General features: G+C 55.2%; 11 protein-coding genes. 5 read left to right on the top strand and 6 right to left on the bottom strand.

The annotated features are described in order from the left end of the window. Positions 1-4: 4 nt before the first annotated feature. Complete coding sequence (locus GRX76_RS17380) at positions 5-1,201, bottom strand: hypothetical protein (RefSeq protein ID WP_160154456.1); 1,197 nt, start codon at positions 1,199-1,201, stop codon at positions 5-7. 30 nt (positions 1,202-1,231) lie between these two features. Then, positions 1,232-1,723 (bottom strand): hypothetical protein, encoded by a 492-nt coding sequence (locus GRX76_RS17375; protein ID WP_160154455.1) that lies wholly within the window; start codon positions 1,721-1,723, stop codon positions 1,232-1,234. Between the two features lie 10 nt (positions 1,724-1,733). Here GRX76_RS17375 and GRX76_RS17370 point away from each other — a divergent pair, with 10 nt between their 5' ends. Continuing rightward, positions 1,734-2,231, top strand: coding sequence for a hypothetical protein (locus tag GRX76_RS17370; protein ID WP_160154454.1), 498 nt, complete (start codon positions 1,734-1,736; stop codon positions 2,229-2,231). A 571-nt stretch (positions 2,232-2,802) separates the two neighbouring features. Here GRX76_RS17370 and GRX76_RS17365 read toward each other — a convergent pair. Continuing rightward, complete coding sequence (locus GRX76_RS17365) at positions 2,803-4,032, bottom strand: hypothetical protein (protein ID WP_236250450.1); 1,230 nt, start codon at positions 4,030-4,032, stop codon at positions 2,803-2,805. A gap of 913 nt (positions 4,033-4,945) precedes the next feature. On the opposite strand from GRX76_RS17365, the gene GRX76_RS17360 reads away from it, so the two are divergent. The 4 genes from GRX76_RS17360 to GRX76_RS17345 all read left to right on the top strand — a co-directional run bounded on the left by GRX76_RS17360 (position 4,946) and on the right by GRX76_RS17345 (position 9,995). After that, a complete protein-coding gene (locus tag GRX76_RS17360) occupies positions 4,946-6,010 on the top strand; it encodes a branched-chain amino acid aminotransferase (protein ID WP_160154452.1) in 1,065 nt (354 codons plus the stop codon). Between the two features lie 481 nt (positions 6,011-6,491). Continuing rightward, positions 6,492-7,094: a Yip1 family protein gene (locus GRX76_RS17355; protein WP_160154451.1), complete on the top strand. Its 603-nt coding sequence runs from the start codon at positions 6,492-6,494 to the stop codon at positions 7,092-7,094. 452 nt (positions 7,095-7,546) lie between these two features. After that, positions 7,547-8,857, top strand: a complete 1,311-nt coding sequence (locus GRX76_RS17350) for a parallel beta-helix domain-containing protein (protein ID WP_201276856.1) — start codon at positions 7,547-7,549, stop codon at positions 8,855-8,857. Then, positions 8,850-9,995 (top strand): SO2930 family diheme c-type cytochrome, encoded by a 1,146-nt coding sequence (locus GRX76_RS17345; protein ID WP_201276855.1) that lies wholly within the window; start codon positions 8,850-8,852, stop codon positions 9,993-9,995. Before GRX76_RS17350 ends, GRX76_RS17345 begins: the two co-directional genes overlap by 8 nt. Here GRX76_RS17345 and GRX76_RS17340 read toward each other — a convergent pair. From GRX76_RS17340 to GRX76_RS17330, 3 genes are all read right to left on the bottom strand, one after another. After that, positions 9,972-12,395 carry a transporter substrate-binding domain-containing protein gene (locus tag GRX76_RS17340; protein WP_160154450.1) on the bottom strand — a complete coding sequence of 808 codons (2,424 nt, stop codon included), beginning with the start codon at positions 12,393-12,395 and terminating at the stop codon, positions 9,972-9,974. The two genes, GRX76_RS17345 and GRX76_RS17340, sit on opposite strands and share 24 nt — an antisense overlap. A 38-nt stretch (positions 12,396-12,433) precedes the next feature. Beyond that, positions 12,434-14,728: a transporter substrate-binding domain-containing protein gene (locus tag GRX76_RS17335; protein ID WP_236250449.1), complete on the bottom strand. Its 2,295-nt coding sequence runs from the start codon at positions 14,726-14,728 to the stop codon at positions 12,434-12,436. A gap of 445 nt (positions 14,729-15,173) precedes the next feature. After that, positions 15,174-15,887 (bottom strand): TetR/AcrR family transcriptional regulator, encoded by a 714-nt coding sequence (locus GRX76_RS17330; protein ID WP_160154448.1) that lies wholly within the window; start codon positions 15,885-15,887, stop codon positions 15,174-15,176. Positions 15,888-16,241 lie beyond the last annotated feature (354 nt).

Below are 16,241 nucleotides of genomic sequence, written 5' to 3'. Positions count from 1 at the left end.
AATTTTAAATATCGCGCATACCGCCGGTTTCTGCCTGATAAATTTCCTTCAGCAGTTCGCGCCACTGGCGGTACTGGTTTTCCACCGAGCCGGAGAGCGTAACGGTGCGGTCTTCCAGCTCGACAATACGTGGCTCAACTTCGGCTTCCATGGAATCGCCCAGTTCCTGCAGTGCCTCGATATGCATTTTGGCTTCGGAACGGCGGTCGAAGCCGCTTTTCACCAGATAGCCACCGCCAGCTACCGCCACATTGCCGGCCTGTCGCGCTGCGCCACCGCCGGCTCCGGCTGCGGCAATACCGCCGACAATGGCTGCGACACCCATGATGGTGTTATTGCGGGCCTTGCGTTTCAGTTCGCGCATTTCTTTCACTTCTTCGTAGCTCATGGCACGCCACTCCTGATAGGGCATTTCCATGCTTTTTACGAAGGTGTCGTAATATCCTTGCAGCGTATCCACAAACAGATAATCCCGTTCGCGGATCTGGCGTACCCGCATCAACATGGGGTCGTCGTTGGCGGGGAGGGCGGTGAGCTGGTAGAGGCCTTTGTCGTCCTCGACCAGATAGCGGTCAAAGGCGCCGGGCGAAAAACTGCGAGCAAACTTGATCTCGGAAATGGTGCGCAACTCGGCGATGTATTCGTTGGACAGTTGCTGCCGGTAGACCAGCATGTCGTTGGAAATCCGGTTGTACACGCCCTGGAAAGCGTCGCCCTCTGTGGGGTGTTTGCGGTCGTAGGCGTAGTGTGATGCCTGCTCGGTGTACTGCTTGGTAAACCACACTTGGCCGCGGGAATCGACCACCGTGACATCTACTGTCAGGGTTTCACCATCGGACTGCACAATGGTGCCTGTTACCGTGACGTCGATATTGGTGCGTTCGCTGGGAATTACCCGCACCGCGCCCCAGCCCTGACTGGATTGCACGGCACCGGCGAGCGTCACTGCGATATAGCGCGATTCTGCGCGGCGCAGTTCCGGAAAGACCAGATCATCCTCTTCCGGTGCTTCCTCCTGTTCCAGCCCCGCGTTGAACTGCACTATGCCCACATCCAGCAGACGGTTTTCCGCAATGGTCGCGTCTTCCACCGTGAGCGGTGTATAGGCGGTAGTGCGGACTTCGGTGGTGGTGCAGCCGGTCAGCACCAGCAGGCCGGCTACCAGACTGCACAATGTTGTGCGTGTGTGTGAGAAAAACATAGAACTACTCTCCCTGATGATTGCTCATCCTTATTTCTGAGATTTTTTATATTTCCGATACTCTTCCCAGAGTCTTTCCTGCAGTTCCGGATCGGACTCGCGCATGGCCGCCTCGCGAATCTGGCGGGCGACCACATCGTCGTCGTCCCCGGAGGGGATATCCGCGGGTACCACTGTGGCGGTATTGGTGTGGTTGAATTCGCCCTTGCGGCCCTTGGTTGGCAGGCCTGGACCTGTTGCCTGGCCGCTGGAATTGTTCTGCTCCGGACCACCGCCTTCACCGCCTTCACCGCCCTCACCACTTCCTGCCGGCGGTTGGCCACCAAACTCCTCTTCAGCGGTGGCAATCAGGTCCTCCAGGGATTCACCCGGGGGTACTTCATCCTCCGCGGCGGCTTCTTCCTCGGCGGAGGCCGGGCGGTTACGCACATAGTCCCGCTCGCGCAGAATCATGCCGTCGTAACTGGCCATGGTGGATTCAAACTGGCCTTCCAACTCCGCGACCCGTTCGGCACTGCTCATAGGCGCTTCATTGGGTGCCGAGCTGCCGCCGCTCGGGGGGCTGCCGGCGCTGGATGCACTGGCCGGGGCGCCACCGCCAGAAGGACCGCCACTGGCGGATGCCTGGGCACTCGCGGGCGAACTATTGGACGGGGAGCTGTTGGATGGCGAGCTACTGGAAGCACTGCTCGGTGCACTACTGGAGGCACTGGCACTACTGGCGGATGCGCTACTGGACGAACTGCTGCTCGAAGAAGAGCTGCTTGAAGCGCTGCTGGAAGAACTGGACGACGAGCTGCTGGCGGTCTGCTGTTCTTCGGAGAAATCGATTTCATCCGGCGGCTCCCCCTCGCTGTTAGAGGAAGGATCCGGTGGCATACGGGATTCGTCGGGACGGCGGTCCGAATCGCTGGATACCGGCGTCGACGGATTGTTGCTGGCGGTAGGATCTTCTGCGCTGCTGCTGGATGAGCGCGAGCGGCGCTGCGACTCTTCGCCATTGCGGGACGATGCGGTGCTGGCCTGCTGACTGGAGCGGTCGCCGGATTCGATACTGGGCATCGAGGTGTTCGGTTGCGCTCTGCTGCTGGCGGTCGACATGCTCGGGCTGCTGCTACTGGGCGAGCTCGGCGAGGGCATACTGCTGGCCGTCGATGGGCTCGACTTGGACTGACTGCTTGAGGAGCTGGACGACTGTGATTGCGACTGCGATTGTGAAGAACTCGAAGAGCTCGATTTGGACTGTGATGGTTGCGCAGGAGGCTGCTGTTGCGTCTGCTGGTTTTTACAGCCGCTGATAACCGCCGCCAGTACGACTACGGACGCCAAGGTGTGCCAGCGAAGTTTTTGCTTGGCCGCGGATGCGGGGGTAAAGCGGTTTGCGATCTTCCGTAATGCCATTAGCTTTCTCCTGATGCGTTCACGGGTCGCCGTGAAACACGACGACCCGCTGTTGCTGTATGTCTGTTCGACAGTTTTCAATCGTTGTGGTTTAGGTGGCAAAACCCTTTTACTGCCAATTTTTCCAAACCTTTTACGATATCCAACCAACCTCGTTACATCAGTCGAACACAGTCCCTTTCCTTAAAATCTACGTTCAATCAGTCAAAGACAAATTTCTGCACAATGCCGGTGGTTTCAACCGGCTCACCGTCTTCAAAGCGGGGGCGGAATTTTGCCCGCTTGAGAACATTGCGCACCCGCGAACGGATGCTGACCTTGTCTTCCGGCTGCGCGCTGATGATCTGAATATTGCGCGCCTTGCCAAACGCCGTTACATCGTAAGACACGGTGACATAGGAGTTGGCCAGTGCCTCCCTGTCCTCATCCAGCAAAGGCAGGGTGGGCAGGGCCGCCGGTCTTCCGAAAATATCGTCTATTTCCCGGTTGGTTGCGCCGTTGTCCCACAGTGCCTGATAGGCCTCGCCGTAGGTCTTGCGCGCGGAATGCCACTTGTTGAACATCATGTACCAGTCACCCAGCTCTACTTTGGCCTTGGCCGAGGCCGCCGGCGGTGATGCCGGATTTTTCTGGTAGACATCCATGATCTTGGTTATCGCCGTTTTACCGGAGCTGAAGCTGTTCATCCGGTAGTGATCCAGCTGTGCACGGCGATCCGGCGGCATGCCACCGCCCGCAAAATTGGTGTTGATCACCACCGCCTCCTGGGGCTCACCGGAGTATGTCGCCAGGTAGTAGTTGGTGGCCTTCAGTCCCCGCAGCGCTTCCACCAAGCGCAAATCATTGGCACCGAAATTCTGCGAAATGATATCGACCGCCAGGGCGTACAAATTGGTGGCATTGATCAGGTGTTCGAACAAGGTCGCGCCCTGCTCATCGATGTATGCCTGTAAGTGCCAGCTGCTCAACTGATTGATGATTGGCAGCATGCGGGGGTCTTTTTCTCCGTAATTTTTTGCGTGCAACCAGAACAGGTATTCGTGGTTGTCGTTGGCATCTTCCCATTGGTTCAGCGCAATCTGGCTTTCGATCATGCGCTCGATCATGGGTACCTGGTTCAGGGAATAGAGCCCTTCGTTGACGCGGTTGATCAACATGGCGCGACGAAATTCCGCAATGGCTTCTTCGTGGGCGCCACTGCGCTGGAGTGCACTGCCAAGCCCCATCAGTTGTTCATCGATACCGGCGCCGTAGGCACCGTATTCGGCCTCCATGTCTTCAATACGCTGACGGTAGTCATCGGCTGCCTTTGACGGGCGCAGCTGTCGCTTGGGTTTCTCCAGTGGTTTTGAGGCGGCCTCTATATAGGCTGCCGGCGGAGCCTTGGCATTGTTTAGGGCAGAGTCGAGGGCAGATACTTCATCTGCCATAACAGAGCCACACAGCAGAGCTGAGGCTGTAAACATCAAGCCGATAGCAAATAAGTTGCTGGATTCTGTCTGTGTCACGATTGAACCACTTCCATTCCATGTTGTGCCTGACCTGTCCGCAACCTGGTGACAGATGTGCGAGCAAGCTCGAACTCCGCGACTCTTCCGGTGTTTGCAGGGCTGCCATATGGCGGCCGCGCTAAAACTCCGGTTGCACGGAAACTCTCTCCCTGACGTGTGGTTCGTTCACTTTCCTGCCGGTTGCCCGGTGTGTTGTCGATATCGACGCTGGACTTTGGTTCTGCGAGGGCGTCGCAAGCCAAAAAAATGGCATTGGATTCCCTTGCATTTGGCAGACACCGTCCATGTATTTTGAGTATAGCCAACGAATTTTCGCCCCATTGATTCTGCGAGTGGGGAAGGGCGCCAGAGGTCGATGACGCTATTGTTTCTGGTGTTTGGCTGCTACTGAAAACCGAAGTAATACCGCAGGCAGAGAGTCGATTTCAGGGATGCATTGAGTCTGGCAGCCCGGTGGAAGAGGAGAGGGATTTAATCGCCGATCGCACAAAACCCCGTGCCATTAATTTTCAGGAGGTGGGAATTTCTGTCCGCGTTGTCGCGCATCTAGAGCCGGGTGCGCCACTCTGTTGTTAATGGGGTCTACAAGTGACAAGCCGCGGGTAAACCGAAGCGGCGCTGACTGAGGCAGAATTTTGAGTCAGGCGCTGATGGAAGGGTGCTTGTCGGTAATGCCGTAGGCCTGCGATGATCATCCTATAATCTGATCTTTGATCTATCATTTGTTGCTGATTTTGTTGCTGCTGTGGTATCTGTATTTGGATTGGGCGTCGATTCACGCCATAATCCGCTGGTTTGATCTGATTCTGTGCACTTTCAGTGGGAGAGCTTTGTGAGCATAAAAATACAACCTGAAGCCATTGCCAGCCTGAGAGGCTATGAAATGCCGGAAAGGCTGGGGTTTGGTACCGTCATGGCCCCGGTGATGTTTCGGGCACGTTTTCAGGACGGTCGCTGGAGCGATGGCGAGCTGGTCCCTTACGGCCCTCTGGCCCTGGACCCTGCCGCCAAGGTGCTGCATTACGCCCAATCCTGCTTTGAAGGTTTGAAGGCCTACCGCTACGGTGATGGCGTGGGTCTGTTCCGTCCTGAGCGCAACGCGGCCCGCATGGCCCACTCTGCCGAGCGTCTGTGCATGCCGCCGGTTCCCGAGGCGCTGTTTATGGCAGCGGTAGAGTCAGTGGCCGCCCATTGCGCCAATCTGATTCCCGGCAATAGCGGTGAATCCCTGTATCTTCGCCCATTCCTGATGGGTACCCAGCCGGATCTTTCGGTAACGGCCAGCCGCGCCTACGAGTTTTATGTCATTGCCAGTCCCTCTGAGGCCTACCATGCGGGCAATATGCGCTTGTGGGTGGAGCGGGAAGACAGCCGTGCTGCCGTGGGTGGTACCGGCGACAGTAAGGTCGGCGGCAACTATGCGGCCTCCCTATTGAGCATCGCGCGCCTCAAGGAGCGGGGGTATGACCAGTCCCTGTGGCTGAATCCTGGCAACCGCCACACCATTGACGAGCTGTCGGGTATGAACTTCTTTGCGGTGATGGATGGTGCCCTGCACACGCCGGCATTGAATGGATCGATTCTCGAAGGGGTTACCCGGGATTCCCTGCTGGACCTGGCCCGGGATCTGGGGATCGAGGTGTACGAGCGGGAAATGGACATCGACGACCTGTTGGCGCTGGTGTCTTCGGGCACCTGCAGTGAAGCATTTGCCTGTGGTACTGCTGCCATTGTCAGCCCGATCAGCGAACTCGGCGATGGTGAACAGCGCTATCGCCTCAGCGAGGCCCCGGGTCCGATTGCCGATCAGTTGCGGCGGGCACTTCTTGATATTCAGGAAGGTCGCGCGGAAGACCGCTTCGGGTGGATGCAAAAAGTGCCACGGGTGAACGTCTGACGCATCATTTTTCGGGCGGGCAAAAAGACTGGCGGATTACATCGCGTAGCGGAAAATAAAGCCGCCAGTTGAAGTTTCCACAAGCCCCTTCGAGTGTTTCGGTAGCACTTCTTAGAATGCGGTTGTTTCCTGCGGAAACGACCGCATTTTTATTTGTCCCTTTTCTTACCAGTGCGTTGACTTGCATGACCGAGGTGTTACAAATTTATAGTGCTTCAAAATGATGCCGCGAAAATAATTACCCGCTGGGATAAAAACCGGTATCTGTTGTTTTGACGCTGGCGTTCGCGCAGTTGATGCGTGGGCAATACGCAAATAAAATGCGAATAAAAAACTGGAACTGTTGGGAAAAGCCTTTGGCGGTATCCCTCACTTTGACAAGTAGTATCCAGATCAATTTGAGACACAGGAGTCTGTGGCTCCTGAAAAGGTTCTCCCTTACGGCCAAAAGCCGGGTTCCTCGCGAGTGAGGAGAATGGGAATGCTGAATCATCTCTATGGCCTGATGGTGCAACCTCGTAGGCAGTGGCAGGAAATTGCCGGCATGTCTGAAAAAGGGCTCAACCGTCAGATTCCTTACGTCATCGTACTGGCATTATTGCCGGCGCTTTGCTGGTATTTTGGCACCACGGAAATCGGCTGGAACATTGGTAGCGGCAGGCCAATACGCACGCTTACCAGTGATAGCGCCTTGTCCCTGGTTGCTGTCTTCTACGTCACCATGATTCTTGCGGTGATTGCCGTCGGCTACTTTATTCACTGGATGGCAAAAACCTACGGTGCAAAAAGCCATCCCATGAAGGGCATGGTTATTGCGGGCTTTACCGCAACTCCCATTTTTATCGCCGGTGCTGCGGGCCTCTACCCGGTTCTGTGGCTGGATATCCTGTTAGCTACCCTGGCCGTCGCCTACGCGGTGTACCTGCTGTACGTGGGTATTCCCATTGTCTTGAATGTTTCCGAAGAGCGTGGCTTCTTGTTTGCCAGTGCCGTGGTCACTGTGTGCCTGGTCATGGCGGTGGTCGTGATGGTGGCGACGGTACTCTTCTGGAGCTTTGTGGCGGCACCGGTATTCCAGCACTAGTGGTTTGCCCGTTGGTGATTTAGGCCAGACTGGCCTGGGAGTTACCTTTACCCCTAAATGAAAACCCGCACAGGCTGGGCCTGCGCGGGTTTTGTCGTATGTGTGGGTGGGGAGATCCTCGGGTACCCGGCTATTGTCAATTTTCGACTTGGCAGTCAAAAATAGTCTGGTTAAAACGAGACAGGGTTCCCGTTTGTCTGTTGCTGCCTTTTTGGGCATTGGATACTATCCGGCCAATGGCAGTTGACGTGTTCTGCGCTTTCAAATTGGTACAAACGTACCAAATAATAATGGGGCAACCAGAATAGTCACGAAACCAACGGTAGTGGTAGATACCGCTGTGGCCGCCAGGGGCCCGAATCGGGAGTAGGGCCGCGCACGAAAAGCGCACTTAACGTGTAAGAAAACAAACATAACAGTCAAAAAAAACATAAAGGAAAGCGGGAGATTCCATGAAAGCACCAATGAAACTGGGTGTGGTTCTACTCACAGCACTGGCGGCCGCCTGTTCTCAGGACAATGGCACCAGCAAGGGCGCAGATACGGCCGCGGCGAGCGTTTCCGCGGATTTCCAGAAGCAGCTGCTCAAGCAGCTGATCCAGGCTCAGCCCGGCGATGTGATTGAAATTCCGGAAGGCCGTTACCAGCTGAATCGCAGCCTGTCGTTGAATGTGGACGGCGTGACCATCCGCGGCGCCGGCATGGATAAAACGATCCTGTCTTTTAAAGACCAGATTCAGGGGGCCGAGGGCCTGTTGGTCAATGCCAGTGACTTCACCCTCGAAGGACTGGCCATTGAAGACACCATTGGCGATGCCCTGAAAGTCAATGAAGGCAAAAACATCATCATCCGTAATATCCGCGTAGAGTGGACCAACGGCCCGGCAACGGAGAATGGTGCCTACGGTATTTATCCGGTACAGACTGAAAATACCTTGCTGGAAGGCAACGTGGCCATTGGCGCTTCCGATGCGGGTATTTATGTGGGGCAATCCCGCAACGTGATCGTGCGTAACAACCGCGCCGAGTTTAATGTTGCCGGCATCGAGATTGAAAACACCATCGGTGCCGATGTCTACGACAACATCGCTACCAACAATACCGGTGGTATCCTGGTATTCAATATGCCTAACCTGCCGCAGCCGGGGCACAGTACCCGCGTCTACGACAACAAGGTGTTCAAAAACAATTACGAAAACTTTGGCCACGAAGGCACGCCAGTTGCCGCGGTGCCTGCGGGCTCCGGTATCGTGATCAACTCCAATGACAATGTGGAAATCTTCAACAACGAAATTTCCGATAACGATACCGCTAATGTGATTGTGAGCAGCTATTTTGCGGCGGGTTACTACAGCGACAAGTCTACCCAGGAAAACTTCGACCCCTACCCGGAAGGTATCTACATCTACGACAACACCTTTGTCGGTGGTGGTACCTCTCCGGATCATATGGAGCTGAAGGCGCTGAAGATCGCCAAGTTCGGCCTCACCGGAAGCCTGCCTGACGTACTCTGGGACGGCGCTATCGACAGCAAGAAGATGGTGGATGGCCAGTTGCCGGAAAACCTGAAACTGTGTATCCAGAACGAAGATGTCGGCATCATCAATGTGGACATGCAAAACAACTACAAAAACATCACTACCGACCTCTCTGCCCACCAGTGCAACCTGAAAAAATTGCCACAGGTGGTGCTCGAGTTCGATAGCGAACAGGAAAAACCTCAGGGAGAGCAACACGCAAACAATGAGGTAGCCGATGCATAAGCTGCTGTTGCCCCGCTGGTTAGGGGGCGCAGTGCTGACTTTGATGCTTGCGGGGTGTGGTACACCCCGCGACGCGGTCACACTGCACGAGCGCAATAGCGTTCCTGATAACCTGAGTGACTGGCATTTAGTGGAATCCATCGACGGCGAGCTGTCGCTGAACGATGGTGTCACCCCCTACGACCTGAATACCGCCCTGTTTACCGACTATGCGCACAAGCTGCGGACCGTGTGGATGCCGCAGGGCAGCAGTGCGGAATACGGGGAGGAGGACTTTGAGTATCCGGTGGGTACCATCATCAGCAAGACCTTTTACTACCCGCTGGCGGCGGATGGCACTGTGTTGCGCACCGATGATTATTCCCAGGACTTTTCTCAGGGGTATGCGGAAAGTGGCCTGAACCTGAAAAAGGTGAAGCTGATCGAAACCCGCTTGCTGGTGAAACGCAGTGACGGCTGGCAGGCCCTGCCGTATGTGTGGAATGACGCTCAGACGGAAGCCGTGCTTGAAATTGCCGGTGATGCCAAGCGCCTGCAGCTGACCAATGCAGACGGTGGCAGCGAAGCTTTTACCTATGTGGTGCCTGATTCCAACCAATGTGCCGGTTGCCATGCGGACAATCACACGCAAAAAGCGGTCCGCCCCATAGGTCCGCGCGCGCGGCACCTGAACAAGGATTTCACCTATCAGAGCGGCAGCGAGAATCAGCTGCTCTTTTGGCAGCAGATGGGCTACCTGAGCGGTATGCCAGAGCTCGCACAGGTACCGCATAATGTGAGTTACAGCGATACTACGGCCTCACTGGAAGAGCGCGCCCGCTCCTACCTGGATATCAACTGTGGTCACTGCCACAACCCCAGTGGTGCCGCGGATACCTCCGGGTTGATGTTGTACAGCGCTGAGCAGGATCTGCGTCGCCTGGGGGTGTGTAAGCCACCAGTGGCGGCGGGCACCGGCTCAGGTAACCGCCTGTTTGCCATCGTACCCGGTAGTCCTTCGGATTCCATTTTGAATTTCCGTGTGGAATCGACCAGCCCTGGCGCCATGATGCCGGAGCTGGGGCGCAGCCTGGTACATGAAGAGGGCACCGAGCTGTTGCAGGAATGGATTGCCTCAATGCCCGGCAACTGCAGCTGATCGACACAGGGCGGCAACCGGTGGTTGCCGCCAGCATTCCAGGTTTGCAAGCTGGAGATATTCCGGATACAGCGGATCCAGTAACAGGCCGGTTTCCGCCTCCTGCCTGCGTTCATAGTCTTCCAGCAATGCCACATAGGTGCGGAAGCGAGCCTGGATCTTGCGCACGTAATCGAAGGGTTCCTGCCCCCTGGCGTAACCGTAGCGGGCTTTCTCGTAATATTTTTTCTCTGACAGTAGCAACATGGCGTTTTCCACGTTGTTAAACCAAACCCTGCGATCCCAGCCCTTTTCTTCCGCCAGATCTTGTGCATCGTAAACATGTCCCAGCCCCGCGTTATAAGAAGCGAGGGTGAACCACATCATGTTTTCCGGGCTGATGCCTTTATCTTCGAACTTGCGATGTAACCATTCCAGATACTTGATGCCGGCGCGCACACTGCTTTCGGGGTCAAACAGGTTTTTTTCACCAATCTGCTTGCCGGTATCCGGCATCACCTGCATCAAGCCGCGGGCACCCACCCAGGATTTGGCCTTGGGGTTGAAGGTGCTCTCCTGAAACATCTGGGCGACGATGAGGCGCCAATCAAAATCGTATTTGTCGGCATATTTCTTGACGAATTTGTCGAACGGGGAAATGGTGCCGTTCTCATTGACTTCATTGATTTCCGGTCGGGTTTTCTTCGGGGAATCAAAATACTTTGTATAAAGTATTTTCATTTTTTTCTGGGTGCTTTTCTTGTCAAAGAATTTGTTGACGGCTTCGCGCAGTTTCGGGTTTTCCTCCCGGATCAACCACACATAAACGTTGTCGTCTTCGTGCAGGTCGATCAGCGCATCAATATTGGTGCGCCAGCTGTGCTCGAGTTTGACGGAGACATTGTCGGCGATGGTCAGGTCGTATTCGTTGTCGGCCACCTTGTCGATGATCTGCTGTATGTTCAGTTCCTCTGGCGCCAGTTCGATTTTTACCTCAGGTATCTGCTTTTTGAGCTTCAGCGCGACATCGTAGTGGTTGCTCGACTTGCGTACGTGAATGGTTCTTCCCGCGAGGTCCTTGAGACTGTCGATCTTGTCGTTTTCCTCTCCGACGACAACAACCTTCTCCTTCATGTAGGGTCGGCCGAAATCAACCCCCTGGTTGTCTCTGCGCTCTGTAGCGGACAGCAGACTGGCAGCGATATCCGCTTTACCTTCCACCACCATCGTCAGTAAATCTTCGTGGGTGGGGGCAACCACAATTTCCAGGCGAACATCCAGGTGCTTGGCGAAGTCTTGGGCCAGCTCGTATTCGTAACCCATGACACGCCCTTTCCACATGTAATAGGTGCCGGGGTGGTTACGGGTGACAACGCGCAGGTATCCGCGCTCCTTGATTTCATTCAGGTCGCCGACCGAGCGCGCTGAGGTACGCTGGAGTTTATGGTCCCGTACGAACTTGTTCACAGCCTCGGTCAATTCCGGGGAGTCTTTGCGCATCGCCCAGGCCATCTGCCGCTCACCGGGAAAAACGTAGTTTTTCTGCAGATTGTCCTTGAACTGGTCAACCAGGTCGAAAACCTGACGCTCGACTATGGTGTAGTCCAGGTGGCCTTCTACGACATCAATCACCAGCTCGACGTAGTTTTTTTCGACGACCTTGAGTTCCACTCCCGGGTGTTTCTCGGCAAACGCGCGTGCGTCGGCTTCGTAGGCGGTACCTTTGGTTACCGCCAGTGTTTTTCCCTTGAGGTCTGAAGAGTCAGTGACGGCTTCCGCATCTTTTCTCGACACCAGAATGATCTCGGTATTTGCGGTGGGGATCGAAAAATTCATTTCCTGCTGGCGAGCCTCAGTAATCACCAGGTTATTGGCAATGATGTCGCCTTTGCCGGCTTCCAACAGGGGGATCAACTGGTCAAAGTTTTCGGCGTAGAGCACTACGGGTTCCAGACCCATGTGGCGGGCCATACGCTTGGCGGAATCCAGCTCGATATCCTGCTGGGTGGCGGCGCGGTGCAGGGAGTCGGTATTTGAAATGTCGACGAGAATGCGCAGTTTCCCGTGTTTGCGAATGGCTGCTAGGTCTCCCATTTCCATGTAGTTATCGTAGGCGTTGACCGGGTATTCACCGGTGGTTTCCGGTGCCCAGTTGGCTTCCGGGCGCAGGTCGCCTTTTTGCGCTGCGCGCATGACATTTTCATCTGGAGGTGTTTTCGCGTCAGTATCGTCAGGTTTACTGGCAGAAGGGATAGAGGCATCGGCGTCATCGATGGCCTCGCTGTTTGCCGGCGCCTGAGCGGCGGGCTGCTCAGGTGCACCTTCCGCTTTTTCGCCCCCGGATTCCCGTTGGCAGGCAGACAGGGACAGCATCAGCGGCAGCAGGCAGCAGAGAAACCCGCGAACAGAAAGCAAGTTCATGGTACGTCTTTACATCATCCAATAGCTTTCCTGACAGTCTAGCTGCGGACTCGCCGGTTAGCCGGATTACCTCGGCGTCGGCGCCGAAGCGCTTTGTGTGCCAGTCGGGCGGGCTGCCACAATGCGCCAGGGAGTGTCAGAAAGGCCAGGGTGACATCATCGGACTGCTGCTTGTGCGCATCCAGCAGCGCTACGTAGGTTCTGAATCGCGCCTCAATTTTGCGGACGTAATCATAGGGCTCGCGACCGCGTGCATATCCGTAACGGGCTTTGCGGTAGTATTTTTTCTGGGATAACAGCAACATGGCATTCTCCACGTTGCCAAACCAGACCTTCCGGTCCCAGCCTTTTTCTTCCGCCAGATCCTGCGCATCGTAAACATGCCCGAGCCCGGCGTTGTAGGAGGCTAGGGTAAACCACATCATATTTTCCGGGCTGATCTGTTTGTCTTCAAATTTCCGGTACAGCCACTCCAGGTATTTCATACCCGCGCGGACACTGGTTTCGGGGTCGAACAGGTTTTTTTCGCCGACTTGCTTACCGGTGTCGGGCATGACCTGCATCAGTCCGCGGGCACCGACCCAGGACTTTGCCTTGGGGTTGAAGCTGCTCTCCTGAAACATCTGGGCGATAACCAGCCGCCAGTCGAAATCAAACTCTTTGGCATACTTTTGTACCAGTCCATCAAAAGGCGAGATTTCCCCTTTTGCGTTGAGCTCCATGATTTCATCGCGCGACGGCCTGGGGGAGTCGAAATACTTTTTATAGAGCTGTGCGCGCTTTTCGATGGTTTTCTTTTTCTCCAGGAAATGATTGATGGCCTTTAACAGTTTTGGATTGTTATCTCGGACCATCCAGCTGTGTGGGTGATCGTCGTTCAGGTCGAGGTCAAAGTGCAGGTCGTCGCGCCAACTGCGCTCCATGTTGACGGTAATGTCATCGGAAAAGGTAACGTCATACTCGCCGGTGGCGATGTGATCAAAAATTTGCTGGATATCCAGGTTTTCAGGAACCAGTTCGAGATTGACCCCGGGAACCTGCTCCTTGATCTTCTGAAACAAGTCAAAGTGACTGCTGCCTTCTCGCAGGTACACTGTGCGCCCGGACAGGTCGGACAGTGTTTCCAGTCCTCCCTCATCGCCCTTTTTCTTGAGGGAGACCACTCCGACTTTTGCCATATGGGTGGGGCTGCTGAAGGTCATGCCCTGGGATTTACGCCGCTCTGTCGGTGCCAGCAGGTTTGCGGCTACATCGGCCTTTCCATCCTCCAGCATTTGTATAAACGACGCGTGATCCGGTACGACGATAACCTCGAGGCGAAGGTCCTGGTCTTTGGCAAAGGCCTCCAGTAACTCGAATTCATAGCCCAGTACGCGGCCTTTCCACATGTAGTAGCTGCCGGGGTTGTTGCGTGTAATGGCTCTTAATACGCCGCGCTTCTTGATTTTATCCAGGTCATCGACCACCCGCTTTGTCGATCTTGTCAGCTTGATATGGCGGATTTTGTCGTTGATTGCCTTCATCAACTCCGGTGAGTCTTTGCGGATGGCCCAGGCGATTTGTAGCGGCTCGGGGAAAACGTGATTTTTCTTTAACTCATCGCGAAACTGCATTGTCTGGCTGAGGGCGGCATCGTCGAGAATCGTGAAGTCGATATCTTTTTGCGCCACCTCAACCGCCAAGTCCACATAATTGGTGTCAACCACCTTGAGCACCAGCTCTGGATGCTCATTGGCAAAGCGCTTGGCCTTTTCTTCGAATACGGTTCCCCGGGTAACCGCCAATACCTTACCTTTCAGGTCTGGCTGTTTGTCGATATCCGGTGTGTCATTGTGTGAAACCAGTACCAGCCTGGTATTGGCGACCGGGGTTGAAAAGTCGATCAGAGCTTTGCGTTCATCGGTAATGACCAGGTCATTGGCGATAATGTCACCTTTGCCCTGGACCAGGTATTCGATTAGCTGTGAGAAATTATTGACATGCAACACCACCGGATCCAGTCCGAGTCGGGCTGCCAATCGTCGCGCCTGGTCGATTTCCAGATCCTGGCGGGTGGCAGCACGGTGGAGCGATGCGATGTTGCCGATATCCACAAGAATGCGTAGCTTGCCGTGCTTCGCGATGGCGCTCAGGTCGCCTTTTTCGTCGTAATTTTTGATCTTGTCGATGGGGTATTCACCGGCGAGTTCCGGGGACATGACCGGGCTGTCGGGGTCGGTGAGTAGTGAGATTTTTTCGTCGTCGGGGTTCGCTGGATTTTCTTCTGCGCGGTCGCCGGTGTCCTGGTCGTTGTTCGCCGTTGCGGTGGCTTCGCTCTCCCCCTTGTCGGGCACTGCTGGCGCCTGCTTATCGCACCCCGTCGCCATCCATGCCAGGGCGAAAGTCAAAAATATGACGGCGCAGCGATACGTCAGCGTGGTTTGTGACCTGTCCGAGTACATCTGTATTCCAGGCGGTTCCTGTGATGTTGGGGCGGCCCTGGTTGGCTACCTGGCAACGCCGGTACTTTTACCATCGGCGTCTTTTCAGTTTAGACCGGGTGGCGGCCGGTGGTGCCTGGGTTGGCTGCTGAGAGTTGCTGTTGGAGGCGGGCAGGAGACAGTGCACAAGGCGGCGAGAAGTATGACCGGTGGGAAAAAAATGCGGGGATGCCGGATGTGAAACGCGGTGGCCAGTGCAACCGGCAGCGCAGGCAATGACTGCTCCTGCGGTGCCGGTTTGGGGGTAGGGCTGGGGGGGCGTAAGGGGATCGTAACGGTGTGTCGGCGGACCGGTAGTTTAAGTACTTGCCAGTGGTTGCTGGGCGTCTTCTTCAACTTGTGCCGGGATCAGTCCTTTGATCATCATCGTCACGGTGCGCTCCAACAACGGCGAGTCCAGTGACACGGCGTTGCTTAACACCTGAAATTCCAGATTGAGGATTGTGCCGTGCACAATCTGGGCTGCCGCGCGGGAGTCCGCGACCTGCAGCAGGTCAAAGAACTCCACAATCAGGTTTTCTGTGGCCTGGTTGGCCATGCGCACCGCACGGGTCAGTTGCTCGTTGCGCAACGCCTCATTTTTGAATGCCAGCTCAATGACTCGATGATCGCGGTTGCTAGCCTGGGCGCGAATATGGGATAGCACAAAGCGAGTCAGTTGTTGGATCAGGTGGCGACGTCCGGCGGGGGAGACCAACTGCTCTGGCGTGAGCTGGCGCGCGGCGCTAAAACTCTCTTCCTGTAGATGCCGGGTTTGATCGATATTTTGTTCGACAAAGTAGGTGAACGAATCACTGATCAGATCGTCCAGGTCTTTGAAGTAATAGGTGGTTGCTGCGAGGGGAACGGCTGCTTCTTTTGCAACGGCACGGTGGCGAATACCGCGGATTCCTTCTTTGACAATGAGCCGCAGGGTCGCTTCGAGGATGGCTTTCCGGCGTTGGCGGCTATCGGCACGCTGGGCTTTGCGCCCTTGATAGACCAGTTCAGACTTTCCATTGTCTAAAGTCATGGTGCGGGTAATTCCTTTGGAGTAGTAAGCAGTGAGCTATCGAATATCAGGTAATACGAAATCCAGATGAAAATAGCGTTGTATGAACGTGGGCGACGTTGCCTGTACCGACGTGGCCTAAACATAGTTTCCCGCTCTCAAAGTGCAGCAGTCTTATCGTTATGCGATCAGTCTAACGAATATCGCGGGCTTATCGCCATGAATAGATTCGACTGGTAAGACACGCTGGAACGGACGGCTATTTTAACGATGTGCGGGGGCTTAGCTACTCATGAATGGCGGATTGTGAAGTAAATCCCATTACATTTTATTACAGCAGAACGTTATTTGAAGGATGCTTCGGAAAGTAGACCA

It is taken from the genome of Microbulbifer sp. ALW1 (assembly GCF_009903625.1).
Classification (GTDB): Bacteria; Pseudomonadota; Gammaproteobacteria; order Pseudomonadales; family Cellvibrionaceae; genus Microbulbifer.
This window is presented reverse-complemented; position numbering and strand designations above follow the sequence as displayed.

What these genes read in the sequence shown, in the direction of transcription:
- GRX76_RS17380 (WP_160154456.1), bottom strand. Translation starts at nt 1,201, where the DNA reads ATGTTTTTCTCACACACACGCACAACATTGTGCAGTCTGGTAGCCGGC.
- GRX76_RS17375 (WP_160154455.1), bottom strand. Translation starts at nt 1,723, where the DNA reads ATGAGCAGTGCCGAACGGGTCGCGGAGTTGGAAGGCCAGTTTGAATCC.
- GRX76_RS17365 (WP_236250450.1), bottom strand. Translation starts at nt 4,032, where the DNA reads ATGGCAGATGAAGTATCTGCCCTCGACTCTGCCCTAAACAATGCCAAG.
- GRX76_RS17355 (WP_160154451.1), top strand. Translation starts at nt 6,492, where the DNA reads ATGCTGAATCATCTCTATGGCCTGATGGTGCAACCTCGTAGGCAGTGG.
- GRX76_RS17350 (WP_201276856.1), top strand. Translation starts at nt 7,547, where the DNA reads ATGAAAGCACCAATGAAACTGGGTGTGGTTCTACTCACAGCACTGGCG.
- GRX76_RS17345 (WP_201276855.1), top strand. Translation starts at nt 8,850, where the DNA reads ATGCATAAGCTGCTGTTGCCCCGCTGGTTAGGGGGCGCAGTGCTGACT.
- GRX76_RS17340 (WP_160154450.1), bottom strand. Translation starts at nt 12,395, where the DNA reads ATGAACTTGCTTTCTGTTCGCGGGTTTCTCTGCTGCCTGCTGCCGCTG.
- GRX76_RS17330 (WP_160154448.1), bottom strand. Translation starts at nt 15,887, where the DNA reads ATGACTTTAGACAATGGAAAGTCTGAACTGGTCTATCAAGGGCGCAAA.